The organism is Streptomyces bugieae (assembly GCF_036352915.1).
Taxonomy (GTDB): Bacteria; Actinomycetota; Actinomycetes; order Streptomycetales; family Streptomycetaceae; genus Streptomyces; species Streptomyces endophytica.
This window is the reverse complement of the sequence record NZ_JAZBJP010000019.1, coordinates 109,015-133,625: the sequence shown is the minus strand read 5'-3', so window position 1 is coordinate 133,625 and position 24,611 is coordinate 109,015. Positions and strand designations below refer to the sequence as shown.

23 protein-coding genes and 1 pseudogene are annotated in these 24,611 nt (G+C 73.1%); 13 read left to right on the top strand and 11 right to left on the bottom strand.

Translation table 11 applies throughout. The features are described from left to right. Positions 1–105: 105 nt before the first annotated feature. The 6 genes from rimO (at position 106) to V2J85_RS25695 (ending at position 4,474) form a co-directional block, all read left to right on the top strand. Positions 106–1,605 carry a 30S ribosomal protein S12 methylthiotransferase RimO gene (gene rimO, locus V2J85_RS25720; RefSeq protein WP_261955351.1) on the top strand — a complete coding sequence of 500 codons (1,500 nt, stop codon included), beginning with the start codon at positions 106–108 and terminating at the stop codon, positions 1,603–1,605. Next, positions 1,602–2,252: a CDP-diacylglycerol--glycerol-3-phosphate 3-phosphatidyltransferase gene (gene pgsA / locus V2J85_RS25715; RefSeq protein ID WP_261955350.1), complete on the top strand. Its 651-nt coding sequence runs from the start codon at positions 1,602–1,604 to the stop codon at positions 2,250–2,252. Before rimO ends, pgsA begins: the two co-directional genes overlap by 4 nt. Continuing rightward, on the top strand, positions 2,249–2,785 hold the full coding sequence (locus V2J85_RS25710) for a CinA family protein (RefSeq protein ID WP_261955349.1): 537 nt from the start codon (positions 2,249–2,251) through the stop codon (positions 2,783–2,785). Before pgsA ends, V2J85_RS25710 begins: the two co-directional genes overlap by 4 nt. A gap of 94 nt (positions 2,786–2,879) precedes the next feature. Beyond that, positions 2,880–3,263, top strand: a complete 384-nt coding sequence (locus V2J85_RS25705) for a helix-turn-helix domain-containing protein (protein WP_030415589.1) — start codon at positions 2,880–2,882, stop codon at positions 3,261–3,263. Between the two features lie 296 nt (positions 3,264–3,559). Beyond that, complete coding sequence (locus V2J85_RS25700; RefSeq protein WP_261955348.1) at positions 3,560–4,030, top strand: Dps family protein; 471 nt, start codon at positions 3,560–3,562, stop codon at positions 4,028–4,030. Between the two features lie 93 nt (positions 4,031–4,123). Then, a complete protein-coding gene (locus V2J85_RS25695) occupies positions 4,124–4,474 on the top strand; it encodes a hypothetical protein (protein ID WP_315975445.1) in 351 nt (116 codons plus the stop codon). On the opposite strand, the gene V2J85_RS25690 is transcribed toward V2J85_RS25695, so the two are convergent. Genes V2J85_RS25690 through V2J85_RS25680 form a run of 3 tightly spaced genes read right to left on the bottom strand, consistent with a single transcriptional unit; the run spans position 4,422 to position 10,814 of the window. Further along, positions 4,422–5,198 carry an SDR family NAD(P)-dependent oxidoreductase gene (locus V2J85_RS25690; protein WP_330822848.1) on the bottom strand — a complete coding sequence of 259 codons (777 nt, stop codon included), beginning with the start codon at positions 5,196–5,198 and terminating at the stop codon, positions 4,422–4,424. The two genes, V2J85_RS25695 and V2J85_RS25690, sit on opposite strands and share 53 nt — an antisense overlap. 31 nt (positions 5,199–5,229) lie before the next feature. Then, on the bottom strand, positions 5,230–6,027 hold the full coding sequence (locus tag V2J85_RS25685; RefSeq protein WP_330822847.1) for an Fpg/Nei family DNA glycosylase: 798 nt from the start codon (positions 6,025–6,027) through the stop codon (positions 5,230–5,232). A gap of 29 nt (positions 6,028–6,056) precedes the next feature. Next, positions 6,057–10,814: an Lhr family helicase gene (locus V2J85_RS25680; RefSeq protein ID WP_330822846.1), complete on the bottom strand. Its 4,758-nt coding sequence runs from the start codon at positions 10,812–10,814 to the stop codon at positions 6,057–6,059. A gap of 126 nt (positions 10,815–10,940) precedes the next feature. On the opposite strand from V2J85_RS25680, the gene V2J85_RS25675 reads away from it, so the two are divergent. From V2J85_RS25675 to V2J85_RS25665, 3 genes are all read left to right on the top strand, one after another. After that, entirely contained in the window at positions 10,941–11,825 is an 885-nt protein-coding gene (locus V2J85_RS25675) for an AraC family transcriptional regulator (protein ID WP_261955344.1), read from the top strand. A 72-nt stretch (positions 11,826–11,897) separates the two neighbouring features. Then, positions 11,898–12,710 (top strand): AzlC family ABC transporter permease, encoded by an 813-nt coding sequence (locus tag V2J85_RS25670; RefSeq protein WP_419836835.1) that lies wholly within the window; start codon positions 11,898–11,900, stop codon positions 12,708–12,710. Further along, complete coding sequence (locus V2J85_RS25665) at positions 12,707–13,015, top strand: AzlD domain-containing protein (RefSeq protein ID WP_201809792.1); 309 nt, start codon at positions 12,707–12,709, stop codon at positions 13,013–13,015. Before V2J85_RS25670 ends, V2J85_RS25665 begins: the two co-directional genes overlap by 4 nt. A 149-nt stretch (positions 13,016–13,164) precedes the next feature. Here the strand turns inward: V2J85_RS25665 and V2J85_RS25660 are convergent, their stop codons facing one another. Continuing rightward, positions 13,165–14,088 carry a hypothetical protein gene (locus V2J85_RS25660; protein WP_330822844.1) on the bottom strand — a complete coding sequence of 308 codons (924 nt, stop codon included), beginning with the start codon at positions 14,086–14,088 and terminating at the stop codon, positions 13,165–13,167. Between the two features lie 78 nt (positions 14,089–14,166). Here V2J85_RS25660 and V2J85_RS25655 point away from each other — a divergent pair, with 78 nt between their 5' ends. From V2J85_RS25655 to recX, 4 genes are all read left to right on the top strand, one after another. Continuing rightward, positions 14,167–14,361 (top strand): DUF3046 domain-containing protein, encoded by a 195-nt coding sequence (locus V2J85_RS25655; protein WP_261955342.1) that lies wholly within the window; start codon positions 14,167–14,169, stop codon positions 14,359–14,361. Between the two features lie 57 nt (positions 14,362–14,418). Continuing rightward, positions 14,419–15,696: an AI-2E family transporter gene (locus V2J85_RS25650; protein WP_419836834.1), complete on the top strand. Its 1,278-nt coding sequence runs from the start codon at positions 14,419–14,421 to the stop codon at positions 15,694–15,696. 230 nt (positions 15,697–15,926) lie between these two features. Beyond that, complete coding sequence (gene recA, locus V2J85_RS25645) at positions 15,927–17,048, top strand: recombinase RecA (RefSeq protein WP_261955341.1); 1,122 nt, start codon at positions 15,927–15,929, stop codon at positions 17,046–17,048. A 6-nt stretch (positions 17,049–17,054) separates the two neighbouring features. Next, positions 17,055–17,741, top strand: coding sequence for a recombination regulator RecX (recX, locus tag V2J85_RS25640; RefSeq protein ID WP_261955340.1), 687 nt, complete (start codon positions 17,055–17,057; stop codon positions 17,739–17,741). Positions 17,742–18,158: 417 nt separating this feature from the next. On the opposite strand, the gene V2J85_RS25635 is transcribed toward recX, so the two are convergent. The 7 genes and pseudogenes from V2J85_RS25635 to V2J85_RS25605 form a co-directional block, all read right to left on the bottom strand. After that, a complete protein-coding gene (locus tag V2J85_RS25635) occupies positions 18,159–18,551 on the bottom strand; it encodes a rhodanese-like domain-containing protein (protein ID WP_330822843.1) in 393 nt (130 codons plus the stop codon). Next, positions 18,548–19,105 carry a cupin domain-containing protein gene (locus V2J85_RS25630; protein ID WP_261955338.1) on the bottom strand — a complete coding sequence of 186 codons (558 nt, stop codon included), beginning with the start codon at positions 19,103–19,105 and terminating at the stop codon, positions 18,548–18,550. The genes V2J85_RS25635 and V2J85_RS25630 overlap by 4 nt, the downstream gene beginning before the upstream one ends. Before the next feature lie 78 nt (positions 19,106–19,183). Beyond that, positions 19,184–19,270, bottom strand: a complete 87-nt coding sequence (locus V2J85_RS25625; protein ID WP_311044721.1) for a putative leader peptide — start codon at positions 19,268–19,270, stop codon at positions 19,184–19,186. Positions 19,271–20,010: 740 nt separating this feature from the next. After that, a pseudogene (locus tag V2J85_RS25620) lies at positions 20,011–21,682 on the bottom strand (FAD-dependent monooxygenase); the annotation flags it as partial. A gap of 182 nt (positions 21,683–21,864) precedes the next feature. Continuing rightward, positions 21,865–22,797, bottom strand: coding sequence for an amino acid ABC transporter permease (locus V2J85_RS25615; RefSeq protein WP_261955336.1), 933 nt, complete (start codon positions 22,795–22,797; stop codon positions 21,865–21,867). A 100-nt stretch (positions 22,798–22,897) separates the two neighbouring features. Continuing rightward, positions 22,898–23,545: an amino acid ABC transporter permease gene (locus V2J85_RS25610; protein WP_330822840.1), complete on the bottom strand. Its 648-nt coding sequence runs from the start codon at positions 23,543–23,545 to the stop codon at positions 22,898–22,900. 130 nt (positions 23,546–23,675) lie between these two features. Then, positions 23,676–24,587 carry a glutamate ABC transporter substrate-binding protein gene (locus tag V2J85_RS25605; RefSeq protein ID WP_330822839.1) on the bottom strand — a complete coding sequence of 304 codons (912 nt, stop codon included), beginning with the start codon at positions 24,585–24,587 and terminating at the stop codon, positions 23,676–23,678. Between the last annotated feature and the right edge of the window lie 24 nt (positions 24,588–24,611).

Sequence of the window (24,611 nt, the reverse complement as noted above, 5' to 3'; positions counted from 1 at the left end):
GCGCCGCGTTCCCGAGCGCGTCCGCCGCCCGGCCCGGGGCCCCCGGGCCCGGCGGCGGAGACCTGCGCGCGAAGGGGGTGTCCGGGACGAAGTAGGCTGAGCCCTATGCCCGAACGCCGTACCGTCGCCCTTGTCACCCTTGGCTGCGCCCGTAACGAGGTGGACTCGGAGGAGCTCGCAGGCCGCCTGGCGGCGGACGGCTGGGAGCTGGTCGAGGAAGCCGCCGATGCCGATGTCGCCGTCGTCAACACCTGCGGGTTCGTCGAGGCCGCCAAGAAGGACTCCGTCGACGCCCTGCTGGAAGCCAATGATCTGAAGGACCACGGCAGAACCCAGGCCGTGGTCGCCGTCGGCTGCATGGCCGAGCGCTACGGCAAGGAGCTCGCCGAGGCGCTGCCCGAGGCCGACGGCGTGCTCGGCTTCGACGACTACTCCGACATCTCCGACCGGCTGCAGACCATCCTCAGCGGCGGCGTCCACGCCTCGCACACCCCGCGCGACCGCCGCAAGCTGCTGCCGATCAGCCCGGCCGAGCGGCAGGGCTCCGCCGGGGTCGCGCTGCCCGGTCACGCCCAGGCCGCCGAGGCACCGGCGGCCCCGCCCGAGGACCTGCCGGAGGGCATCGCGCCCGCCTCCGGGCCGCGCGCCCCGCTGCGCCGCCGGCTCGGCAGCAGCCCGGTGGCCTCGGTGAAGCTGGCCTCCGGCTGCGACCGGCGCTGCACGTTCTGCGCCATCCCGTCCTTCCGCGGCTCCTTCATCTCCCGCCGGCCCTCCGACGTGCTCGGCGAGACCCGCTGGCTGGCCGAGCAGGGCGTCAAGGAGATCATGCTGGTCTCCGAGAACAACACCTCCTACGGCAAGGACCTCGGCGACATCCGCCTGCTGGAGACGCTGCTGCCCGAGCTGGCGGCCGTCGACGGCATCGAGCGGATCCGGGTCAGCTATCTGCAGCCGGCCGAAATGCGACCGGGTCTGATCGACGTCCTGACCGGGACCGACAAGGTCGCGCCGTACTTCGATCTTTCCTTCCAGCACTCGGCGCCCGGTGTGCTGCGGGCGATGCGGCGCTTCGGCGACACCGACCGCTTCCTGGAGCTGCTCGAGCAGATCCGCACGAAGGCGCCGCAGGCCGGTGTCCGGTCCAACTTCATCGTGGGCTTCCCCGGGGAGAGCGAGGGCGATCTGGCGGAGCTGGAGCGCTTCCTCACCGGGGCCCGGCTCGATGCCATCGGCGTCTTCGGCTACTCCGACGAGGACGGCACCGAGGCCGCGTCGTACGAGAACAAGCTCGATCCGGACGAGGTCGCCGAGCGGCTGGCGCGGGTGTCGCGGCTGGCCGAGGAGCTCACCGCGCAGCGCGCCGAGGAGCGGATCGGCGAGACGGTGCGGGTGCTGGTCGACCGTGACGACGAGGAGGACGGTCTCGTCGGGCGGGCCGCGCACCAGGCGCCGGAGACCGACGGTGTCACCCTGCTCTCGACCGGCCAGGAGCTGTCGCCCGGTCGTATGGTCGAAGCAAAGGTGGTGGCGAGCGAGGGCGTGGACCTGGTGGCGGAGGTGCTGTCGGTGGACGGCACGTCGTGTACCGAGGAGGCGGCCAGATGACCGGAGTCCCGGCTTCCGCAGCTGGTGGCCCGCGCACGGCGCCGGCCGTCCGGCCGGCCGGGCTGTGGAACATCGCCAACGTCCTGACCATGCTGCGGCTGGTGCTGGTCCCCGCCTTCGTGCTGCTGCTGATGCACGACAACGGGACCGATCGGGCCTGGCGGGCCTTCGCCTGGGCCGCCTTCGCGATCGCCATGATCACCGATGTCTTCGACGGGCATCTGGCGCGCACGTACAACCTGGTCACCGACTTCGGCAAGATCGCCGACCCGATCGCGGACAAGGCGATCATGGGCGCCGCGCTGATCTGCCTGTCGGTGCTGGGGGATCTGCCCTGGTGGGTGACGGGCGTGATCCTCTTCCGTGAGCTCGGCATCACGCTGATGCGCTTCTGGGTGATCAAGCATGGTGTGATTCCGGCCAGTCGCGGCGGCAAGATCAAGACATTGGCGCAGGGCACCGCGGTCGGGATGTACGTCCTGGTACTGACCGGGCCCCTGGCGACCTTCCGCTGGTGGGTGATGGCGGCGGCCGTGGTGCTGACCGTCGCGACCGGACTCGACTACGTCCGGCAGGCCGTCGTGCTGCGCCGGGCCGGGCTGGCGCGTGAGCGGGCCGCCCGGGCCGAACAGGACACCGCCCGGTGACCGGGCCGGGTTCTGCCGCGGCCGGGGCGCTGGAGCTGCTCGCCGGACGGGGGCAGAGCCTGGCCGTGGCGGAGTCACTGACCGGCGGCCTGGTGGCCGGCACGCTGACCGCGGTCCCCGGGGCCTCGCGGTCGCTGCGCGGCTCGATCACCGCGTACGCGACCGACATCAAGCAGGACATACTGGGCGTCGACGGCGCGCTGCTGGCCGCCCGCGGGGCCGTGGACGGCGAGGTCGCCCGCCAGATGGCGGCCGGGGTGCGGCGGGCGCTGGGCGCCGACTGGGGCATCGCCACCACGGGCGTCGCCGGACCGGACCCGCAGGACGGGCAGCCGGTGGGGACCGTCTTCGTCGCGGTGCAGGGGCCGGACGGTGCCGGCGAGGTGCGCCGGCTGGCGCTCACCGGGGATCGTGAGCGGATCCGCCGGGACACCATTGACGCGGTGCTCGCACTGTTGTTGAGCGAACTGACAGAAAATGCGCGGGCACAGGATACGGAACAACACGGGGGGAATGGATGTTTGCAGCCCTGAGTGAACACGTACTTGCGCCCGGCACGGCCGCGGCCCGAGGCGGTACGGTGGGGCGAGAAGGATCCGGATCCGAGGTCCGAGGAGGGAGCCAGCGATGATTCTGCTTCGTCGCCTGCTGGGTGACGTTCTGCGCCGACAGCGTCAGCGCCAGGGCCGAACCCTGCGCGAGGTCTCGTCCTCCGCTCGGGTGTCGCTCGGCTATTTGTCCGAGGTCGAGAGGGGGCAGAAGGAGGCATCCTCCGAGCTGCTCTCGGCGATCTGTGACGCGCTGGACGTGCGCATGTCCGAGCTGATGCGGGAGGTCAGCGACGAGCTGGCGCTCGCCGAGCTGGCCGCTTCCGCGGCCGCGAGCGACGCGGTGCCGGCACCGGTGCGGCCGAAGCTCAATTCGGTGTCCGTCGCGTCCCTGGCCGGCGTACCGGAGGAGCGCGTGACGATCAAGTCCCCGGCCGACGTCGTGGATGTCGTCGCGGCCTGACACACCTGTTCACAGGCGTTCCGGAGCCCCGGCGGGCAGTTGCCCGCCGGGGCTCCGCGCTGTCCGGGGGGTGTGGCGGATCGTTCCGGGCCGCTCGGAACGCGCGATTCATTTGTACGATGGCTAAATCGGACAAATAGTCCGAATTGGTGTCGGGATCGCCCGCGGGACGCGCTCACCCGGATCGGTCACCCGGGCCGGTCGTCCAGATCGGTCACCCGGACCGGTGATCCGGACGGTGCGCGGCCCGATCGGGTGCGGTCAGGCTCGATCCCCGTTCGAACAGGAGTATCTGGATGTCTGTCGTCAAGAGCACGCTGTCCGACGAAGCCCGCGGCATCGTGGGGAACGCCCTGCAGGGCGCCCTCGTCGACCTGGTGGACCTCTCCCTCGTCGCCAAGCAGGTCCACTGGAACGTCGTCGGCCCGCGCTTCCGCTCCGTCCACCTCCAGCTCGACGAAGTGGTCGCCAGCGCACGGACGCACATGGACACGGTGGCCGAGCGGGCGGCCGCCGTCGGGGTGTCCCCCGACGGCCGGGCCGCCACCGTCGCCAAGACCAGCGGCATCAACGAGATGCAGGACGGCTGGATCAAGGACGGCGACGTGGTGCGGGCCATGGTGAACGCCCTGGGCGCGGTCATCGGCCGGATGCGCGAGCGGATCATCGCCACCGACGAGCCGGACCCGGTCACCCAGGACATCCTGATCGGTCTCACCGCCGACCTGGAGAAGCACCACTGGATGTTCCAGGCCGAGGCCCACTGACGGTGCCCGTGGTGGCTCCGCGCGCCGCAAACGCGCCGGTGCGCTCTCCCCGCCGACGGCGGGCCCGTCTAGCGTCGGCCGGAGGAGGCAGCCATGGCGTGGCGTGGAATCGCGGCCCGCGGACCGGCCGGCCGGCTCCCGGAGGGTGAGCCGGCCGGCCGCCGTCCGCGGGCCGTCCCGGGACGCCGGATATCCGCGGCCCTCGTCGGCGGGCTGTGGTGGTGTGCCGTGCTCCGGCTGACGTTCTGGCCGCAGACGGCGGGCCTGGTCGAGGGCGCCGTGGTGCTCGGTGGCTGGGGCCTGAGCCTGCTGCCCGTGCACTGCGTGCCGTGGACGGGACGGAACGAGGGTCGGCGCCGGCGGGCCGTGCTCCGGCGGGCCCGGATGACGTTCACCACGGCATGGCGACGCCGCCGTTCGGGCGGAGGATCTGGCCGGTCGTGAAGGACGAGGCGTCCGACGCGAGGTACAGCACGGCGTGCGCGACGTCCGCCGGCTCTCCCACCCGTCCCAGCGGTGACATCCGGATCATCGGCGCCTCCGCCCGCTGCTGCGCCTCCGCGGTGGGGCGGTCGGTCATCGGGGTGCGTATCCAGCCCGGTGCGACGGCGTTGACGCGGATGCCGTGCCGGCCGACCTCGGTGGCCAGCGTCCTGGTCAGCTGCACGACGGCGGCCTTGGCGGCCCCGTAGCAGAGCAGGCCCGGTGCGCCGGTGTCGATCGCTCCGGAGGCCATGGTCACGAGGGAGCCGCGGGTGCCGGTGGCGATCATGGCCCGGGCGGCCTCCTGGCAGCCGTACAGCACCCCCTTGAAGTTGGTGTTCCACACCCGGTCCAGATCTGCGTCCGCGGTCTCCAGGACGGGGGCGGAGTGCATGATTCCGGCGATGTTCGCCATCACGTCGAGCCGACCGGAGGCCGCGCGGGCCGCCTCGACGACGGCGGCGACCTCGGCCCGGCGGGTGACGTCGACGCGGTGGGCGTACGCGGTCCCGCCGGACGCGGTGAGTGCCGCGGCGGTCGCCCGCGCGCCCTGTTCGTCGAGGTCCGCGCAGTGCACCGTGGCGCCGGCCTCGGCGAGGAGCACCGCGGTGGCACGGCCTATTCCGTTCGCCGCGCCGGTCACGATCGCGGTGCGGCCCGTGAGGTCGTACGCGGGCAGGGGCATGCCGGGAGGGTAGGCCCGAGCTGACGGGTCGTCAATTCCCTGGGGGATCGGGCTGGCAGCGGGGGCACCAGTAGGTGACGCGTTCCTCGGCCGCGGGGTCCTGGTCGGCCGAGCGGACCGGTGTACCGCAGCGCAGGCAGGGGCGGCCGGCCCGGCCGTAGACCCACAGCCGGCGGTCCGGGCGGGCGCTGGGCGTGGTGGTACGCGCCGGGCGCCGCTTGTTCGCCTCCAGCAGCTTCTTGGCGAGCGCCGGCGCCCGCTCCGGCGCGGGCAGCTCCCCGACGGGCAGCCAGGGCGAGGCGCGCAGCAGGAAGCACAGCTCCGACTTGAAGACGTTGCCGATGCCGGCCAGATTGCGCTGGTCGAGCAGGGCCTCGCCGAGCGGCCGCCGCGGCGCGTCGAGCAGCCGGCGCAGCGCCTCGGCGGCATCCCAGTCGGGGCCCAGCAGATCGGGCCCCAGATGGCCGACGACCCGCGGCTCCTCGGCCGTCGGCAGCAGATCGAGGACCGGGAGGCGGTAGCCGACCGCGGTGTGCTCCGCCGTGCCGAGGATCGCCCGGATCTGATGGGCCGGCCCGCCGCGCCAGCGCTCGGCGGGAGCGTAGATCTGCCAGGCGCCGTCCATCCGCAGATGGGAGTGGAGGGTGAGACCGCCCTCGAAACGGGTCAGCAGATGCTTGCCGCGGGGGACCACCGCCAGGACCCCGCGGCCGGTCAGATCCACCGTCGCCAACCGGGGCACCCGCAGGTCGCAGCGGGTCAGCGGCCGGCCGGCCAGCGCTTCGTGCAGCCGCTGCGCCAGCCGCCAGACCGTGTCACCTTCGGGCATGCCCCCATCATGCCGGTCCGCCGGCGCCGTCAGCCGCGCAGCCGCAGCCCCCGCGGCGTCGGATGGAAGCCGGCGGATTCCAGGGCGGCGGCGAACGGGGAGGTCAGGGCGGCGGTGCCGTTGATGCGCTCGGTGGTGATCGTGCCCAGCGCGCCGGCGCGGGCGGCGTCGACGAGCGCCTCCACCGCCGTCCGCAGCCGGGGATCCGTCGCACCCCCGGACGGGTCCTGGCCCAGCGGCCACATCAGCAGGGTCTTGCCGCCACGCTCCATGTAGAGCGTCAGCTCACCGTCGACCAGGACCACCACGGAGCCCGCCTTCCGGCCGGGCTTGTGCGTCGAGCCCTCGGGCGGATCGGGCCAGGACAGGGCGGCGCCGTAGGCATTGGCCGGATCGGCGGCGGCCAGCACCACGGCCCGCTGCGGACCGCCGTCCGGCAGCGCGTCGTCGACGGTGCGCTCCCGCTGGGTGTTCACCGCGCGCAGCCGGTCCACCGCACCGTCCATCGCGAACTGGGCGGCGCCCAGCCCCTCGACGACATAGCCGCGGCGGGCCTGGCCGGACTCCTCGAACGCGGCCAGGACGCGGTACGCGGCGGAGAAACCGCCCTCGACGCCCTCGGCCGCGACCGCCCCGCGGGTGACGATGCCGTGCCGGTCCAGGAGCGTACGGGCCAGGGCATGCGCGCGGTGGGTGGGGTCCGGCTCGGGAGTGGGCAGCAGCGACCAGCGGCCGCCGACGGTCGGCGGGCCCGACCGGGACGCCGTGGGGCGGCCGCCGCCGTGGCCCGCGGCCATGGCCAGCGATCCGTACCGCCCGCGGGGAACGGCGCGCCGGGCGCGGTGTGCCGTCGAACCGGCCGTACGGCCCGAGCCGAGCAGCGCCCGCAGCGGGGCGAGGGTGTCATTGGTCAGCCGGCCCGACCAGGCCAGGTCCCACAGCGCGTCGGCCAGTTGGGGATCGGTCACCTCGGGATGGGTGGTGGCCCGGACCTGGTCGGCGAGCTGGCGGAAGAACAGGCCGTACCCGGGGGCGAGCGCGGCCAGCAGCGACTCATGGAGGGCGGTCGGCTCCAGCGGGAGCGGCGGCGGCAGCAGCAGCGGCGCCGCGTCGGCGAGATGCAGCGAGAGCCAGCCGTCCTTGCCGGGCAGCGCACCGGCGCCGGCCCACAACACCTCGCCGGTGGCGGTCAGTTCGTCCAGCATCGCCGGGGTGTACCCGCCGACGCGGGACGGCAGCACCAGCTTCTCCAGGGCCGAGGCCGGCACCGGTGCGCCCTGCAGCTGTTCGACGGCGCGCACCAGACCGTCGATCCCGCGCAGGCTGTGCGACGCGCCGCCGGACGGCGCCGGCTGGCCGCTCACCGGGGCCGGACGCGGCGCGGCGACGTGCTGCCACTGGGGCAGGAACGCGGCGAGCGCCGCCGGCGGCACCGGCTCCAGCTCCTCGCGCAGCGCGGCCAGCGAACGGCGGCGCAGCCTGCGCAGCACCTGGGCGTCGCACCACTCCTGGCCGATGCCCGCCGGATGGAACTCGCCCTGCACCACACGGCCGGCGGCGGCGAGGCGGTGCAGCGCGCCGTCCGTGACGGCGGTGCCCAGCCCGAAGCGGGCGGCCGCCTGCTCGGACGTGAACGGCCCGTGCGTACGGGCGAAGCGGGACAGCAGATCGCCGAGCGGATCCTTGACCGGTTCCGTGAAGGATTCCGGGACGCCGACCGGCAGCGCCGTGCCGAGGGCGTCCCGCAGCCGGCCGGCGTCCTCGACCGCGGCCCAGCGGTCGGCGCCGGCGATCCGCACCGAGATGGCGCGCCGGGCGGCGGCCAGCTCCCGCGGCCACGCCGGATCCGCGCCGCGCTCGACCAGCTCGGCGTCGGTCAGCGGCCCCAGCAGCCGCAGGACATCGGCCACCCCCTCGGCGTCCTTGATCCGGCGGTCCTCCGAAAGCCACTGCAGCTCGCGCTCCAGCTCGGTCAGCACCTCGGCGTCCAGCAGTTCGCGCAGCTCGGCCTGGCCCAGCAGCTCGGCCAGCAGCCGCGAGTCCAGCGACAGCGCGGCGGCCCGCCGCTCGGCGAGCGGGGAGTCGCCCTCGTACAGGAACTGGGCGACGTAGCCGAACAGCAGCGAGCGGGCGAACGGGGACGGCTCGGGGGTCGTGACCTCCACCAGGCGGACCCGGCGGGCCTCGATGTCGCCCATCAGCTCCGTCAGACCGGGCACGTCGAAGACGTCCTGCAGACATTCGCGGACGGCCTCCAGCACGATCGGGAAGGACCCGAACTCACTGGCCACCTGGAGGAGTTGGGCCGCGCGCTGCCGCTGCTGCCACAGCGGGGTGCGCTTGCCGGGATTGCGGCGCGGCAGCAGCAGGGCGCGGGCGGCGCACTCGCGGAACCGGGAGGCGAACAGCGCCGAGCCACCCACCTGGTCCGTGACGAGCTGATCGACGTCGCCCGGATCGAAGGCGACATCGGCGGCCCCCACCGGAGACTGCTCCGGGTCGTACTCCGCGCCGCGCGCACCCAGCCCCGGATCGCCGGCCGCGCCGAACCCGCCGTCCCCGTCGAGGAGGTCGAGGCCCATCAGGTCGGCGTCCGGCAGCCGCAGCACGATGCCGTCGTCGGCGTGCATCACCTGGGCGTCCAGGCCGTAGCGCTCGGCCAGCCGGGAGCCCAGGGCCAGCGCCCAGGGGGCGTGCACCTGCGCGCCGAACGGGGAGTGGATGACCACCCGCCAGTCGCCGAGCTCGTCGCGGAACCGCTCGACGACGATCGTGCGGTCATCGGGGACATGGCCGCAGGCCTGCCGCTGCTCGGCGAGATAGCCCAGCACGTTGGAGACCGCCCAGTCGTCCAGCCCGGCCGCCCTCAGCCGGCCCCCGGCCTCCTCCGGGTCGGCGGCCCCGATCTCCCTGAGGAACGCACCCAGCGCCCGCCCCAGCTCCAGGGGGCGGCCCAGCTGGTCGCCCTTCCAGAACGGCAGCCGGCCGGGCACCCCGGGGGCGGGCGTGACCAGCACCCGGTCCCGGGTGATGTCCTCGATCCGCCACGACGTCGTACCGAGCGTGAAGACATCGCCGACCCGGGATTCGTAGACCATCTCCTCGTCGAGCTCTCCCACCCGGCGACCGCCACCACCCTTTCCGGAGTCGCCGCCGGCCAGGAACACCCCGAACAGGCCGCGGTCCGGGATCGTGCCGCCGGACGTCACGGCCAGCCGCTGGGCCCCGGGCCGGCCCGTGACCGTCTGGGCGACCCGGTCCCACACCAGGCGCGGCCGCAGCTCGGCGAACGCGTCCGAGGGATAGCGGCCGGCGAGCATGTCCAGCACGGACCGGAACGCCGACTCCGGAAGCGCGGCGAACGGCGCCGCCCGCCGCACGACGGTCAGCAGCTCCTCCACGTCCCAGGTGTCCATCGCCGCCATCGCCACGACCTGCTGGGCGAGCACGTCCAGCGGATTGGCGGGCACCCGCAGCGCCTCGATGGCACCGGTCCGCATCCGCTCCGTCACCACGGCCGCCTGCACCAGATCGCCGCGGTACTTCGGGAAGACGATGCCCGTCGAGACCGCCCCGACCTGATGGCCGGCCCGGCCCACCCGCTGCAGACCGGACGCGACCGACGGCGGCGACTCCACCTGCACCACCAGGTCGACCGCGCCCATGTCGATGCCCAGCTCCAGACTGGACGTGGCGACCACGGCGGGCAGCCGGCCCGCCTTCAGGTCCTCCTCCACCTGGGCACGCTGCTCCTTGGACACCGAGCCGTGGTGTGCCCGTGCCAGCAGCGGCGGCGCGCCCTTCGCGGCACCGGCCTCGGCCATCAGCTCCGCGGGGGAGTGGTGCTCGGGCAGCGCCGTCCCCGTCGTCCGCTCGTAGGCGATCTCGTTCAGGCGGTTGCACAGCCGCTCCGCCAGGCGGCGCGAGTTGGCGAAGACGATCGTGGAGCGGTGCGCCTGCACCAGATCGGCGATCCGCTCCTCGACCTGCGGCCAGATGGAGGGCTTCTCACCGGCCTCGCCCTCCCGGACCGGGGCGCTGCCCAACTCGCCCATGTCCTCCACCGGGACGACCACCGACAGGTCGAAGCGCTTCCCCGACGGCGGCTGGACGATCTCCACCCGGCGCCGCGGCGACAGATAGCGGGCCACCTCCTCCACCGGGCGCACCGTCGCCGACAGCCCGATCCGGCGCGCCGGACGGTCCAGGAGCTCGTCCAGCCGTTCCAGGGACAGCGCCAGATGCGCCCCGCGCTTCGTGCCGGCGACGGCGTGCACCTCGTCCACGATCACCGTCTCGACGCCCGCCAGCGCCTCCCGCGCCGAGGACGTCAGCATCAGGAACAGCGACTCGGGCGTCGTGATGAGGATGTCCGGCGGACGGTTGGCGATCGCCCGGCGCTCCGCCGGGGGCGTGTCCCCGGAACGGATCCCGACCCTGATGTCCGGCTCCGGCAGGCCCAGCCGGACCGACTCCTGCCGGATGCCCGTCAGCGGGCTGCGCAGATTGCGCTCCACATCGACGGCCAGCGCCTTCAGCGGTGACACGTACAGCACCCGGCAGCGCTTCCGTGGCTCCGCGGGCGGCGGCGTGGAAGCCAGCGCGTCCAGCGACGCGAGGAACGCGGCGAGCGTCTTGCCGGAGCCCGTCGGCGCCACCACCAGGACGTCCGAGCCCGCGCCGATCGCCTGCCAGGCGCCCACCTGCGCGGCGGTGGGCGCGCGGAACGCCCCGGCGAACCATTCGCGGGTCGCCGGCGAGAACGAGTCGAGCGCTGACTTGGCCATGTTCCCCATCGTGCACCGGACTACTGACAACGCGGCCCCGCCCGGCCGCCGGCGGACCGCCCCGCCCGCCGTCCACCCCGCGGACCCCCAGGTCACGGGCGCACGGAGCGGACGCAGAATGGGGACATGATCACGGTCAGCGGCGACGGCGCGGCCGCGGACGGCGCACCCGGCGCGGACGCCACGCCGCGGGCGCGCGGGGAGTGGGCCCGGCACTGGCGCTACCCCGGCCTGCCCGGCCTCGATCTGCTGCGCGCCCGCTACGTACGGCACGCCTTCCCCCGCCACGCCCACGACGGCTACGTCGTCTGCGCGGTCACCTCCGGCATCGAGGAGGTCGGCCTCCAGCAGGGCACCGTCCGGGCCGGCCACGGCGGCATCATCATGATCAACCCCGAGGTCGCCCACACCGCGCGGGCCGGCGCCCCCGAAGGCTGGACCTACGCCACCCTCTACCCGTCGTCCGAGATCGTCGCCGAGATAGCCGATGAGACCACGGCCCTGCGCGGCACCGCGGCCTTCACCGAAACCGTCGCCGAGGACGCCCGGCTCGCCCGCATGATCACCGACGTCCACCGGGCCGCCGAGGCGGGCAACGCGCTCGCTGCCGACAGCCTGCTGCGCCTCACCGTCGCCCGGCTGCTGCGCCGCTACGGAGGCCCCCTCCCGGCCCGCACCCCGCGCAGCGCGGGCGCGCGCAACGCGGCCCGCGCCCGTGCCGTACTGGAGCAACGGATGGCCGACCCGCCCTCCCTGGAACAGCTGGCACACGACCTCGGCACCAGCCCGTTCGCCCTGCTGCGGGCCTTCAAGGCCGCCTACGGGATGCCCCCGCACGCCTGGCTCACCGACGCCCGGGTCCGCCGGGCCCGCAGCCTCCTGGAGGCCGGCCACCCGCCCGCCGACACCGCCGTCGCGGTCGGCTTCACCGACCAGCCGCACCTGAACCGCCACTTCACCCGGATCGTCGGGGTACCGCCCGGCGCGTACCGCAAGGAACGCGCCCGCTGAGCCGCCCGCGCCCGGCAGGAGGCGCAAGAACGTACAAGACCACCGGGAGCGCCCCCGCCTAAGGTCCCGGGCGTGGCAGAACAGACAGACATACGCACCACCGAGGAGGCCGCGCCGCCGGAACCGGCACGGCCCGCCAAACCCGACTCCGCCGTCATCAGGGACGCCCTCGGTGTCGGCATCGCCGTCGGCCTCTCCGGGTTCGCGTTCGGCGTGACCTCGGCCGGCGCCGGCCTCAGCCTGCTCCAGACCTGCGCGCTGAGCCTGCTCGTGTTCACCGGCGCCTCGCAGTTCGCCCTGGTCGGCGCGCTCGCCGCGGGCGGCAACCCGCTCACCGCCGCGGCCGGAGCCTTCTTCCTCGGCGTGCGCAACGCCTTCTACGGACTGCGGCTCTCCGCCGTCCTCGGCTATCGGGCGACGGCCCGGCCCTTCGCCGCCCACTGGGTCATCGACGAAACCACCGCCGTCACCCTGGCGCAGCCCGACCGCCGCAGCGCCCGGCTCGGCTTCACCGTCACCGGCCTGAGCCTGTACGCCCTGTGGAACCTCACCACCCTCATCGGCGCCCTCGGGGCCGAGGCGCTCGGCGACACCGAGGCCTGGGGCCTGGACGCCGCCAGCCCCGCGGTCTTCCTGGCGCTGCTCGCCCCGATGCTGCGGAGCACCGTCGAGCGGGTGGCGGCCGGCCTCGCCGTCGTCCTGGTCATGACCACGCTGCCGCTGCTGCCCACCGGTGTGCCGGTCCTGCTCTCGGCCCTCGCCGCCCCCGCCGTCCTCGTCGTACAGGGCCGCCGCGAACGGGCGCAGGGCACCGGGAACGACACGACACACACGGCGGACGGCGACGCGCACGACCGCCCCGCCACCGAGGAGAAGCGGGCATGAACGTCTGGATCGCCATCGCCGCCACCGCCGTCGGCTGCTACCTGGTCAAGTACCTCGGCCTGTCGGCGCCCGCCGGCGTCCTGGAGCGCCCGCTCGTCAAACGGCTGGCCGCGCTGCTCCCGGTGGCCCTGCTGGCCGCGCTCACCGCACAGCAGACCTTCAGCGACGGCCACCACCTGATGCTCGACGCCAAGGCCGCGGGAGTGGCCGCCGCGGCCGTCGCCCTCGTCCTGCGGGCGCCGTTCCTGCTGGTCGTCGGCGTCGCCGTGGCGGTCACGGCGGGCGTACGGGCGCTGGGTGGCTGACGCCCCGCCCCGCTGACGCCCCGCCCCGGCGGACACGCTCCCCCGGGGCGGCCGACGAACGCAGCAGCGGGCGGCCCCCAGGGGAGGGGCCGCCCGCATGCTCACCCAAGAGGTCCGGGCCGGGGGGACGACCGGCCCGGACCGGTCGCTCAGTCCAGCCGCCGCCCGTACGCCCGCAAGGTCCGCAGCGCCTTCAGCGTCACCATCGGGCGGCTCTCCAGTGCCGTTCCCGGCGCCCAGATCCGCCAGTTCACCGGCCAGCCGCCGTCCTCCTCCTGGAGCACCAGGAGGTGGTCCAGCGCCCGGTCCATCTCCTCGTCGGAGAACCAGCCGCGGGCCAGGGAACCTGGCGAGGGCGCATAGTCGTACGCGAAGTGATGCTCCCCGGGGGCGTACCCCGGCGCCACCGGGACATCCGCTGCCCGCCCCGGATCCAGCAGCACCAGACCCTCCTCCCGCACCACCCGCCCCAGCCGCTCGGCCGCCGCGGCGGCCCGCGGCCGGTCCGGCGCACCGTCCAGGAACGCCAGCGCCGCCTCCACCTCGTACGGATGGGTCCCCTTCAGCGACTCCACCGCCGCCCAGCAGTAGTCCGTCGCCCGGAAGAGCCAGGCGTGCCACACCTCGTTGCGGTGCAGCGTGCCCACCACTGGGCCGGTCGCCAGGAGCGCGCTCGGCGGATCGTCGACCACCGGGATCCACGGGGCGGCCGGGTAACCGCGCTGGCAGGGGTGCAGCGCGGGCAGCGCTCCCTCGGGAGTCGAGATCTTCGTCAGATAGCGGCAGATCCGCTCCACCTGACGGCCGTCACAGCGCCCGATCAGATCCAGGACCTTCAGGGCGTGCGCGATGTGCAGCGGCTGGCTCACGGGTCCGCGCAGGTCGGGCTCCAGGGCGTGGCCGAAGCCGTCGTCGTCGTTGCGGTACGCGGCGAGCGCGGTCTCCACCGGGTCCGCCCCGCCGCCGAGGAAGTCGTACTCGAAGAGCCGCTGCTCGAGCACCCGGGCGGTCAGCCAGAGGAATCGCTCCGCACGCGCCAGAGGGGTCGAAGGAGGACTTACGTTTTCGGCCATGGCCCGACCGTAGGGCCGAATTCCTCCGGCGGCACCGGGTCGCGCACCCCTGCCAGCCCAGGGCGGGATACTGGAGGCATGCGGTTGACGGTCTTCTGGCAGCGGATGGCGGATCACTTCGGCGCGGCGTACGCCGACTCCTTCGCGCGCGATCACGTGATGTCCGGCCTCGGCGGCCGGACCGTCCAGGAAGCACTGGACGCCGGATGGAGCGCCAAAGAGGTGTGGCGGGTGGTCTGCGCCGTCATGGACGTGCCGCCCGACAGGCGCTGAAGCGGCTGCCCCCGCGCGTGGACGGAGTTGTCGGCGCGGTGCGCGACACTTGGCCTCGTGCCTGTGTCTGAAGAGATCACCAGCAACGACGTCCCCCGCCCCGAGGACCGGCCGGACGCCCGGTCCGACGCCCGGATGCCGCGCTGGCTGCCGCGAGCCATGGTGCTCGCGCTCGCCCTCGTGGCCTGCTTCCAGCTCGCCACCTGGGGATTCCACCAGCTCATCTCGCTGCTGCTGAACGTGCTGATCGCGTTCTTCCTGGCGCTCGCCGTCGAACCGGCCGTCTCCTGGATGGCGGCCCGCGGCATGCGGCGCGGCCTGGCCACCGGCCTGGTCTTCCTCGGCATCCTCGTCGCCGCGGCCGGCTTCTTCACACTGCTGGGCTCCATGCTCGCCGGCCAGATAGTCACCATGGTCGAGGAATTCCCGCAGTACCTCGACTCCGTCATCAGCTGGATCAACAGCACCCTGCACACCCACCTCTCCCGGGTCGAGGTGCAGAACAACCTGCTCCGGTCCGACTGGCTGCAGAAGTACGTCCAGGACAGCGCCAACAACGTGCTCGCCGTCTCCGCGACGGTGCTGGGCAGCCTGTTCAATCTCCTGACCGTCGCCCTCTTCTCGTTCTACTTCGCCGCCGACGGCCCCCGGCTGCGCCGCGCGCTGTGCTCCGTCCTCCCGCCCCGCCGCCAGGAGGAGGTGCTGCGGGCCTGGGAGATCGCCGTCGCCAAGACCGGCGGCTACCTCTACTCACGCGGCCTGATGGCGCTCATCTCCGGCCTCGCCCACTACGTCCTGCTGGAGCTCATGGGCGTGCCGTACGCCCCCGCGCTGGGCATGTGGGTGGGCCTGGTCTCCCAGTTCATCCCGACCATCGGCACGTACCTCGCGGGCGCGCTGCCGATCCTGATCGCCTTCACCGTCGACCCCTGGCACGCCCTGTGGGTCTTCGCCTTCGTCGTGATCTACCAGCAGTTCGAGAACTACCTCCTCCAGCCGCGGATCACCGCCAAGACGGTGGACATCCACCCCGCCGTCGCCTTCGGATCGGTCGTCGCCGGCACCGCCCTCATGGGCGCGGTGGGCGCGCTGATCGCCATCCCGGCCACGGCCACCCTGCAGGCCTTCCTCGGCGCGTACGTCAAGCGCTATGCCGTGCCCGAAGACCTCCGGGTCCACGGCAAGGCCCGCCGCCGACGCGCCGCCGACATCCTCGCCCGCGTGCGCCACGCCGCCGATCGCGAGGAGGCCCGGCACGGCGGGAAGGATGCGGCGGGGCAGGACACCGCCGCCCAGCAGGACGCCGCCCAGCAGGGCACGCCGGACGCGGGGTGACGTCGAGGACCGCGCCTGGACGTTGCCGGCAGCCCGACCCGCGCGGATACGGCGCGGCGCAGCGCTTGACACAAAAATCGAACAGCTATTCTCATGAGAGATCCGGCCCGTGATTTCGGGGATTCCGCGAAGTTATCCACAGGCCGGAGCCGGGTCCGGGCGCATTGTCAGTGGCAGGCGTTAGCGTCATGGACGTGAAGCGATCGACTCAAGCAAATCGGGTGGAACCCATGGCAGGCACTGACCGCGAGAAGGCGCTGGACGCCGCGCTCGCACAGATTGAACGGCAATTCGGCAAGGGCGCAGTGATGCGCATGGGGGAGCGGTCGAAGGAGCCCATCGAGGTCATCCCCACCGGATCCACCGCCCTCGACGTCGCCCTGGGCGTCGGCGGCCTCCCCCGAGGCCGCGTCATCGAGGTCTACGGCCCGGAATCCTCCGGTAAGACGACCCTTACCCTGCACGCGGTCGCGAACGCCCAGCGGGCCGGCGGCTCCGTCGCGTTCATCGACGCCGAGCACGCCCTCGACCCCGAGTACGCCAAGAAGCTCGGTGTGGACACCGACGCCCTGATCCTCTCCCAGCCGGACAACGGCGAGCAGGCCCTGGAGATCACGGACATGCTGGTCCGCTCCGGCGCGCTCGACCTCATCGTGATCGACTCCGTCGCCGCCCTGGTGCCGCGGGCCGAGATCGAGGGCGAGATGGGTGACTCCCACGTCGGCCTCCAGGCCCGGCTGATGAGCCAGGCCCTGCGCAAGATCACCAGCGCGCTCAACCAGTCCAAGACCACGGCGATCTTCATCAACCAGCTCCGCGAGAAGATCGGCGTGATGTTCGGCTCGCCGGAGACCACGACCGGTGGCCGGGCCCTGAAGTTCTACGCCTCGGTGCGCCTGGACATCCGCCGCATCGAAACCCTCAAGGACGGCACCGAAGCCGTGGGTAACCGCACCCGCGTCAAGGTCGTCAAGAACAAGGTCTCGCCGCCCTTCAAGCAGGCCGAGTTCGACATCCTCTACGGCCAGGGCATCAGCCGCGAGGGCGGCCTGATCGACATGGGCGTGGAGCACGGCTTCATCCGCAAGTCCGGCGCCTGGTACACGTACGAGGGCGACCAGCTCGGACAGGGCAAGGAGAACGCCCGCAACTTCCTCAAGGACAACCCGGATCTCGCCAACGAGATCGAGAAGAAGATCAAGGAGAAGCTCGGCATCGGCGTCAAGCCGCAGGACCCGGCGGCGGAGCCCGGCGCGGACGCCGCGGGCGTGGCGACCGACGCGGCCCCGGCGGCTCCGGCCGCGGCGACGAAGAGCGCCAAGGGCTCCAAGGCCGCAGCGGCCAAGAGCTAGCCCGCCATGACACGGCGAACGGAATGGCCGGACAGCGCGGACGGGATCAGCAGCGCTGCCGGTGACGCCGAGACCCGTAGCGGCCGCAGGGGCGGACGTGGCCGTGGCCGTGAGAACGGCGGTGGTTCCGCTCTCGCCTTCGGCGAGGGCGAACCCGCCTCGTCGAGGGCCGAGGCGGGACCACCGCGTACGCCCGAGGAGCAGGCGCGGGCCATCTGCCTGCGCCTGCTCACCGGGAGTCCGCGTACCCGGAAACAGCTGGAGGATGCCTTGCTCCGGCGCGGCATCCCCGATGAGGCCGCGCAGGAGGTGCTGTCCCGCTTCGAGGACGTCGGGCTGATCGACGACGCGGCCTTCGCCGACGCCTGGGTGGAGTCCCGCCACCACGGGCGCGGCCTGGCCCGGCGGGCCCTGGCCCGGGAGCTGCGTACGAAGGGCGTGGACTCCGCACTGATCGAGGAGGCGGTCGGCCGCCTCGATTCCGAGCAGGAGGAGTCCACCGCCCGCGAACTGGTCGACCGCAAGCTGCGCACGACCAGGGGTCTGGACCGCGAGAAACGCCTGCGCCGCCTGGCGGGAATGCTGGCCCGCAAGGGCTACCCGGAGGGCCTGGCCCTCCGCGTGGTCAGACAGGCCCTGGAGGAAGAGGGCGAGGACCCTGACCTCCTGGAAGAGCATCTGCCGGGGGACTGATCGGGACCGGTACGAAGGCTACGTCTGTGCTGCCCTTGAGCCGAGGTGGGTGCTCTCCTTTGAGCCGAGGTGGGTGCTCCCCTTGAGCTGAGGTGGGTGCTTCCCTTGAGTCGAGGCGGGGGTTCCCCTTGAGTCGAAGTGGATGTTCGGGGACGGCCGGCTCCGGATGTGGTGGGCGCTGAGGGGCGCGGGCTTGGGCGCGGGCTTTGGCACTGTCCACGACCAGCGCTCCGGGACGGTCAGGCTCCGGCACCGCCGGCGGTCGGGCTCCGGCGCGGTCAGCGTTCGACCTCCGGCGACGTCGGCGTCCCGAGGCGGTCAGGGCTGGGCTGAAGTGGGGCGGGGGAGTGGGGTGGGTGGGGGCGGGGCGGGGCCCCCGGGGCAGAGGGAGCGGAAGCCCCCACCCCATAGCCCACATCACCGCGGGTTCTCGCCCCCGACCGGCAGGCCCGCTGCGCGCCAGGCCTGGAAGCCGCCGGTGAGGTCGGTGGCTTGGTGGAGGCCCAGGTGGCGGAGCGAGAGGGCGGCGAGGCTGGAGGCGTAGCCCTCGTTGCAGATCACCACGACGGGCAGATCGTGATGGGTCGCTTCCGGCGCACGGTGTGCGCTGGTGGGGTCCAGGCGCCACTCCAGTTCGTTGCGTTCCACGATCAGGGCGCCGGGGATGGTGCCGTCGCGGTCGCGTAGTTCCGCGTAACGGATGTCGACGAGCAGGCCGCCCGCCTGCTGGACGGCGGCCGCCTTCTCCGGGTCGACCCGCCGGCCCAGTTGGCGGCGGGCGTCGGCGAGGAGGGCGTCGATGGCGCTCACGACCACTCCTCCGGGCGCTCGACCTCTTCCAGCCGGAGTACCTGACCGGTGCGGCTGTAGCGGCGCATCAGCGGCAGCGGCGGGTAGTAGGCGTGCACGGAGACCGCGTGGGTGTCCGGCGAGGTGTTGAGGACCTGGTGGACGTGGTGCGGGCCGAAGGCCCGGCCGCGGCCGTCGCGGAGTGTGCGTTCCCGGTCGACGCCGTCGGCGAGTTCCAGGGTTTTCCAGCCCTCGGTGGGCAGTTGGGCGGTGAGCGACTGCTCCGTCAGCTCGCCCGTCGCCGTGGCGAACGCGCCGTGCGAGCCGCCGTGGTCGTGCCAGCCGGTGCCGGTGCCGGGCGGCCAGCCGATCAGCCAGGCCTCGCTGCCGCCCGGCCCGTCCAGCCGGATCCACGTCCGGCCTTCCGGGTCGAGCGGCAGCGAGGCGATGAGTGCCGGGTCCGCGGCGGTACGGCGGACGAAGTCGAGGAGTGCGGAGGCGCTGGGCCCGCCGTCCTTGCCGGCGGTGTCATTGCCGGGGGCGTGCGGGCGCGCGGGAGTACGTACGTCGGGCACGGAAACCGTCCTGAGTGATCGCGAAGAGGCGCGGCTGCCGGACAGGGGCAGGCGGCCGCGCGGGGAAGGAAATGCGGATCAACAGGACGGACGACACATGCAGCCCGCATAGCGGACCAGGTCCAGATGGACCCTCCGCCAGAACCGCGAGCTGTGGTCAGTCACTCTCGGAGTGAAACACGCTGGTTCGGAACGGGTCAACTGGACGAGACAGCGGACGGGCCAACGGGATGGGCCAACGGGACCGGCCAACAGGACGGATCGACTGGACGAGGCAACGGGATGGGCCAACGGGACCGGCCAACAGGACGGATCGACTGGACAAGGCAACGGGACGGATCAACGGGCCGGATCAAGGGGACGGGCCAACAAGACGGATCAACTGGGCGGTTCCGCCGGGAGATCGGGGCGGGGCTCTGCGCCGGTGCTCGGCCAGCGGCTTTCTCGGGCGCCCGCTCCAGCATCCACCCCGGTGCCCGCCAGCGGGCCGGGGCCGTGCCCCTCGCGGTCCCCTGCGCTCGTTCCAGGGTCGGCGCCGGCGCCGCTGCCCGGCTTACCCCAGTCCTCGCCCCAGTCCCCGCCCCAGTCCTCGTCCCCGTCCTCGTCCGCCCCTCCCGCTTCGTCCCTCTCTTCGTCCCCGTACCGCTCCCGGTCCCGGGCCCTCTCACCAGCCCCGGCACCCTCACCAAACCCAGCCCCTTCACCAGCCCCGGCACCCTCACCAAACCCAGCCCCCTCCCCAGCCTGTGCACCTTCCCGGGCACTGCCCCCAGCCCCGGCACCACCTCCAGCCCCGGCACCCTCCTCGGCTCCGACACCCTCCCCGGCGCCCGCACCCCCGGCAAACCCCGCGGCCCCCAAGCCCCCCGCCCGCCCATACGCCCCCGGGATCCCCGATGCGTCGTCAGGTGCGCCGCCCCGTACCGCCTCCGCGCAGGCGTGGAGTTCCGTCGGGCGGATGCCGGGGGCGAGGGCGGTGACCAGGTGGCCGTCGGGGCGGACGAGGAGGACGGTGTGGGCGGCGGCGCCCGGGTAGGACTCGGTGACCAGGACTTCGGCGGGCATCGGAAGCGCCGCGGCGGCGCTGCTCAGCCGGGGCATGAGGCCCGCCGACTGCCAGTGCCGGCGGTCCCAGACGGTGGTGCCGGGCGCCACCAGCACCACCAGCAGCCCGCGCCCGAGACGGGTGCGCAGCCGTACCACCGAACCGTCCGGCGCGGTCACCGGGACGTCCGTCACCGGCGCTCCCGGCGGCGTCTCGACGAGCGGTCCGCCGGTGTGCGCGGCGGGCGGTGCCAGCGGCGTGCGGGCGTACACCGGTGGGGCGCCCAGCGGGCCGCGGCCCAGGTGGCCGTCGGTCAGCAGTGTGCTGCGGCCGCGCGCGGCGCCGGGCAGGACGGTGCGCCAGCGGGCCGAGCGGCCGTCCCGCAGCAGCGGCAGCGCCTGGTCGGCGGCGCGCAGCCGGGCCGCGACCGCGCCCCGCCGCTCGGCCTGGTAGCTGTCGAGCAGCGTCTCGGTGGCGCCGTGGTGCCAGGCCAGCCCCAGCTTCCAGGCGAGGTTCTCGGCGTCCCGCAGCCCCTCGTCCAGGCCCTGGGTGCCGAGCGCGCCCAGCAGGTGTGCGGCGTCCCCGGCGAGGAAGGCGCGGCCCTGCCGCCAGCAGCGGGCCAGCCGGTGGTGGACGGTGTGCACGCCGGTGTCGAGGAGTTCGTACGGGGGGACCGGCCGGCCGTGGCCGGAATGCCGGGCGCCGCCCCCGTCCGTGCCGGTACCGTCGCCGGCCTCGACCGGGTACTCGGTGGTCCAGCCGGCCAGCGAGTCGCGGATCCGGGCGACCAGGGCGTCCGGCGTGACCAGTTCGCGCCCCGGGGGCAGCAGCCAGTCCAGCCGCCAGACACCGTCGGCCAGCGGGCGGGCGGAGACCTCGCTGCCCGGTGCGCCGCCCTGCCGGGGCGGTGAGCGGTGCAGCAGGGCCTCGCCGGGCCAGGGGAGTTCGCAGCGCAGCGCGGCCACCGCGTGCCGCTCGACGGCCGTACGGCCGGGGAAGCGGATGTCCAGCAGCTTGCGCACGGTCGACCGGGGGCCGTCGCAGCCGATGAGGTAACTCCCGCGCCACCACGTCCCGTTGGGGCCGCGGGTGCGGGCGCTGATGCCGTGCTCGTCCTGTTCGAGGTCGGTCAGCCGGCTGCCGGTGACGACCTCGGCGAGCTTCTCCCGCTCCAGTGCCGCGCGCAGCGCGCGGGTGAGGGCGTGCTGGGGGAGGTGCACCGGGGAGGTGGCGGCGGGCCCGGCCGCGTCGTTTGTGGGGTGCGGGGCGAAGGCGACGCGTTCCACCAGGCGCCGGCGGCGCATGATCCGCCAGGCCGTCCAGCGGGCGCCGGCGGACTCCAGGGTGGCGGCGCAGCCGAGCCGGCCGACGAACGCCGCGGTGTCCTCGCGGAGGACGGCGGTGCGGGCGGGCCGGGTGTCCTCCTCGCCGGTGGTCTCGTCGAGGACGATGGAGGGGACGCCGAGCCGGGCGAGGGCGAGTGCGAGGGAGAGGCCGGCCGGCCCGCCCCCGGCGACGATCACCGGGTCCACGGCGCCGCTCCCCGAGGCCGCTGGTACGTACGGGACATGCGGGAACTGGCAGTTGGAGCCCGGTGCGTGATCACACAGCGTATGCAACCCACTGCGGCCGCTCGCGTCAAGTGACGGAGGCGGTGGCGCCGTTGCCACCGCCTCCGGACGGTTCCGTACCGGCCGCGCGGGCCGTCGTACCGTCAGTCCTTCGCGTCCGCCGGGACGTCGGCCGGGGGCGCGGTCTCCAGGGCGTCGGTGGCGGTCACCGGCTCGCCGGCCGCCGCCACGCCGATCCCGGTCTTCGCCCGCCGGCCGCGCCGCTCGATCCAGTTGGCGAGGGCGGACAGCGCCAGGCACATCGCGACGTAGATGGAGCCGGTGACGATGATGAACGGGACGTAGGTGTCCTCACCGTTGACGAGGATGTTGGTGCTCATCAGGCGGGCGGTGTAGAGCAGTTCCTCGAACGTGATGATGTAGCCGAGGGAGGTGTCCTTCAGCGTCACCACGAGCTGGCTGATGATCGTCGGCAGCATCGCGCGGACGGCCTGCGGGATCAGCACGGTCGTCATGACCTGGGTCTTGCTCATGCCCAGGGCGTAGGCGGCCTCACGCTGACCCTTGGGCACGGAGTCGATGCCGGCCCGCAGCACCTCGGCCTGGACCGAGCCGTTGTAGACGGTCAGCCCGATGACCAGGGCCCAGAACTGCGGCTGGTCGCCGCTGAGGCCGAGCGCGTCGCGGTTGGTGAGCAGCAGGACCCAGATCACGTAGATGGTGATCAGCAGCGGGACGGCGCGGAAGAGTTCGATGAACCCGGTCGCCAGCCAGCGCACGGGCTTGTGGTCCGACAGCCGCCCGACCGCCAGCAGGATGCCGAGGACCAGGGAGAGCACCGCGGCGACCGCGAAGACCTCGAGGGTCGTCAGCAGGCCGTTGCGGATGTTGGTGCGCACCCCCGCGTTGTTGAAGATGTCCCACCGCTCGGGCTCGAACTGGCCCGTCGCGTTGAGCCGCATCACCACGAACCCGATCAGCGCGAGTACCGCGAGCCCACCGAGGACGGTGTAGACGCGGTTGCGCACCTTCGCCTTCGGCCCGGGGACGTCGTAGAGAACGCTGGCCCCACTCATGCCGTTACCTCACTTCGTTCCGCCCCGCGTGCGCGCGGCCCCCACGTGCTGTCGTTCCGCCCCCAGCCCTCGGCCAGGGGGACCCCCATGTCGCGTCCGTTCACCGGGCGACCCCCATCCGGCGCTCCAGCAGCCGGAAGGCGCCGCTGATGGCGAAGGTGATGACGAGGTAGGCGAGCGCGACCCACAGGAAGATCCAGGCGATCGCGTACCCCTGGTCGCTGAGCAGCTTGGCGAAGCCGAACAGCTCGGTGACGCTGAACGCACCCGCGATGGCGGAGTTCTTCGTGAGTGCGATGAAGATGCTGCTCAGCGGCGGCAGCACGGTGCGGGTGGCCTGCGGCAGGACGATCAGCCGCAGGGTCTGCGAGAACGTCATCCCGAGGCTGCGCGCGGCCTCCGCCTGGCCCAGCGGCACGGTGTTGATGCCGGAGCGCACCGCTTCGCACACGAACGAGGAGGTGTAGAAGCCCAGCGCCAGCATGGCCAGCACGAAGGGGCTCAGTCCCTTGAAGAGCACCTGGGGCACGACGAACATCGCGATCAGGAAGAGCAGCGTCAGCGGGGTGTTGCGCAGCAGCGTGACCCAGGCCGTTCCGAACGCGCGCAGCGGCGGGATCGGAGAGACCCGGAATCCGGCTATGAGGACGCCGAGCACCAGGGCGATCACCGCGCTCGCCGCGGTGATCGCCAGGGTTCCGAGGAACCCGTCACGGAACGCGGGCAGATGATCGAGGAGTACGTTCATGGGGTCTCCGCGGTAGCGGTCATCGGGTCGACGGCGGGCAGGGAAGAGACGGGTTGAAGACAGCGCGCCCCGCACACCCGGCCACGGCGGGCGTACGGGGCGGCGCGGTCAGGAGAAGCGGTCCGGCGCCTCAGTACCGCGGCAGCGGCGTCTTCGGGGCGACGTAGGCCGACCCGGACTTGCCGAGGGTGCCCTCGTACGCCTTCTTGTAGTCGCCGTTGTTGATGTGGTTCTCCAGCGCGGTGGTGATCGCGTCGCGCAGGGCCTTGTCGTTCTTGTCCATGCCGACGCCGTAGGGCTCCTTGGTGAACGGCTTGTTCACCACGCGGAGCTTCGTCGGGCGCTGGGCCGCGTAGCCCTTGAGGATCGCGTCGTCGGTGGTGACCGCGTCGACGTCGCCGTCGATCAGCTTCTTGACGCAGTCCGAGTACTTGCCCAGTTCCAGGGTCTTGGCGCCGTACTTCGGCTTCTTGATCTCCTGGAGCGGGGTGGACCCGGTGATCGAGCAGACCGTCTTGCCGCGGAGCGAGTCCGGGCCGGTGATGGCCTTGTCGTCCTTGCGCACCAGCAGGTCCGCACCCGCGGTGTAGTACGGGCCCGCGAAGCCGACCTGCTTCTTGCGCTCGTCGTTGATCGTGTAGGTGCCGACGTAGTAGTCGACGTCGTGCCCGGAGATCTTGGTCTCACGGACGTTGGAGTCGACCGTGCTGAACTTGATCTGCTTCTCCGAGAAGCCCAGGTCGGCCGCGACCATCTTGGCGATCTCGATGTCGAAGCCGGAGTACTTGCCCGACGAGGGGTCCTGGTAGCCCAGGAACGGCTGGTCGGCCTTGACGCCGATGACGATCTGGCCCTTCTGCTGGGCCTTCTTCAGCACCGCCGAGTTGACCTTGACGTCCTTGGCGACCTTGTACGAGCCGCTGTAGACCTCGCCTCCGGCCGGCTTGTCGCCGGCCGTTCCCGACTCGCCGCCGCAGGCGGTCGCCGTGGCCGCCAGCGCGAGCACCACCGCACCGGCCGCGGCCGTCTTGAGCATCCTCATGGTGAACATCCTTTGGTTCAGCAA

Excerpts from the sequence above, each read along its gene's own strand:
- rimO (WP_261955351.1), top strand. The coding sequence starts at position 106 with ATGCCCGAACGCCGTACCGTCGCCCTTGTCACCCTTGGCTGCGCCCGT.
- V2J85_RS25690 (WP_330822848.1), bottom strand. The coding sequence starts at position 5,198 with ATGCCCCTGCCCGCGTACGACCTCACGGGCCGCACCGCGATCGTGACC.
- V2J85_RS25680 (WP_330822846.1), bottom strand. The coding sequence starts at position 10,814 with ATGGCCAAGTCAGCGCTCGACTCGTTCTCGCCGGCGACCCGCGAATGG.
- V2J85_RS25615 (WP_261955336.1), bottom strand. The coding sequence starts at position 22,797 with ATGAGTGGGGCCAGCGTTCTCTACGACGTCCCCGGGCCGAAGGCGAAG.
- V2J85_RS25675 (WP_261955344.1), top strand. The coding sequence starts at position 10,941 with ATGATCACGGTCAGCGGCGACGGCGCGGCCGCGGACGGCGCACCCGGC.
- V2J85_RS25655 (WP_261955342.1), top strand. The coding sequence starts at position 14,167 with ATGCGGTTGACGGTCTTCTGGCAGCGGATGGCGGATCACTTCGGCGCG.
- V2J85_RS25610 (WP_330822840.1), bottom strand. The coding sequence starts at position 23,545 with ATGAACGTACTCCTCGATCATCTGCCCGCGTTCCGTGACGGGTTCCTC.
- recA (WP_261955341.1), top strand. The coding sequence starts at position 15,927 with ATGGCAGGCACTGACCGCGAGAAGGCGCTGGACGCCGCGCTCGCACAG.
- pgsA (WP_261955350.1), top strand. The coding sequence starts at position 1,602 with ATGACCGGAGTCCCGGCTTCCGCAGCTGGTGGCCCGCGCACGGCGCCG.
- V2J85_RS25685 (WP_330822847.1), bottom strand. The coding sequence starts at position 6,027 with ATGCCCGAAGGTGACACGGTCTGGCGGCTGGCGCAGCGGCTGCACGAA.
- V2J85_RS25695 (WP_315975445.1), top strand. The coding sequence starts at position 4,124 with ATGGCGTGGCGTGGAATCGCGGCCCGCGGACCGGCCGGCCGGCTCCCG.
- V2J85_RS25665 (WP_201809792.1), top strand. The coding sequence starts at position 12,707 with ATGAACGTCTGGATCGCCATCGCCGCCACCGCCGTCGGCTGCTACCTG.
- V2J85_RS25700 (WP_261955348.1), top strand. The coding sequence starts at position 3,560 with ATGTCTGTCGTCAAGAGCACGCTGTCCGACGAAGCCCGCGGCATCGTG.
- recX (WP_261955340.1), top strand. The coding sequence starts at position 17,055 with ATGACACGGCGAACGGAATGGCCGGACAGCGCGGACGGGATCAGCAGC.
- V2J85_RS25605 (WP_330822839.1), bottom strand. The coding sequence starts at position 24,587 with ATGAGGATGCTCAAGACGGCCGCGGCCGGTGCGGTGGTGCTCGCGCTG.
- V2J85_RS25660 (WP_330822844.1), bottom strand. The coding sequence starts at position 14,088 with ATGGCCGAAAACGTAAGTCCTCCTTCGACCCCTCTGGCGCGTGCGGAG.
- V2J85_RS25705 (WP_030415589.1), top strand. The coding sequence starts at position 2,880 with ATGATTCTGCTTCGTCGCCTGCTGGGTGACGTTCTGCGCCGACAGCGT.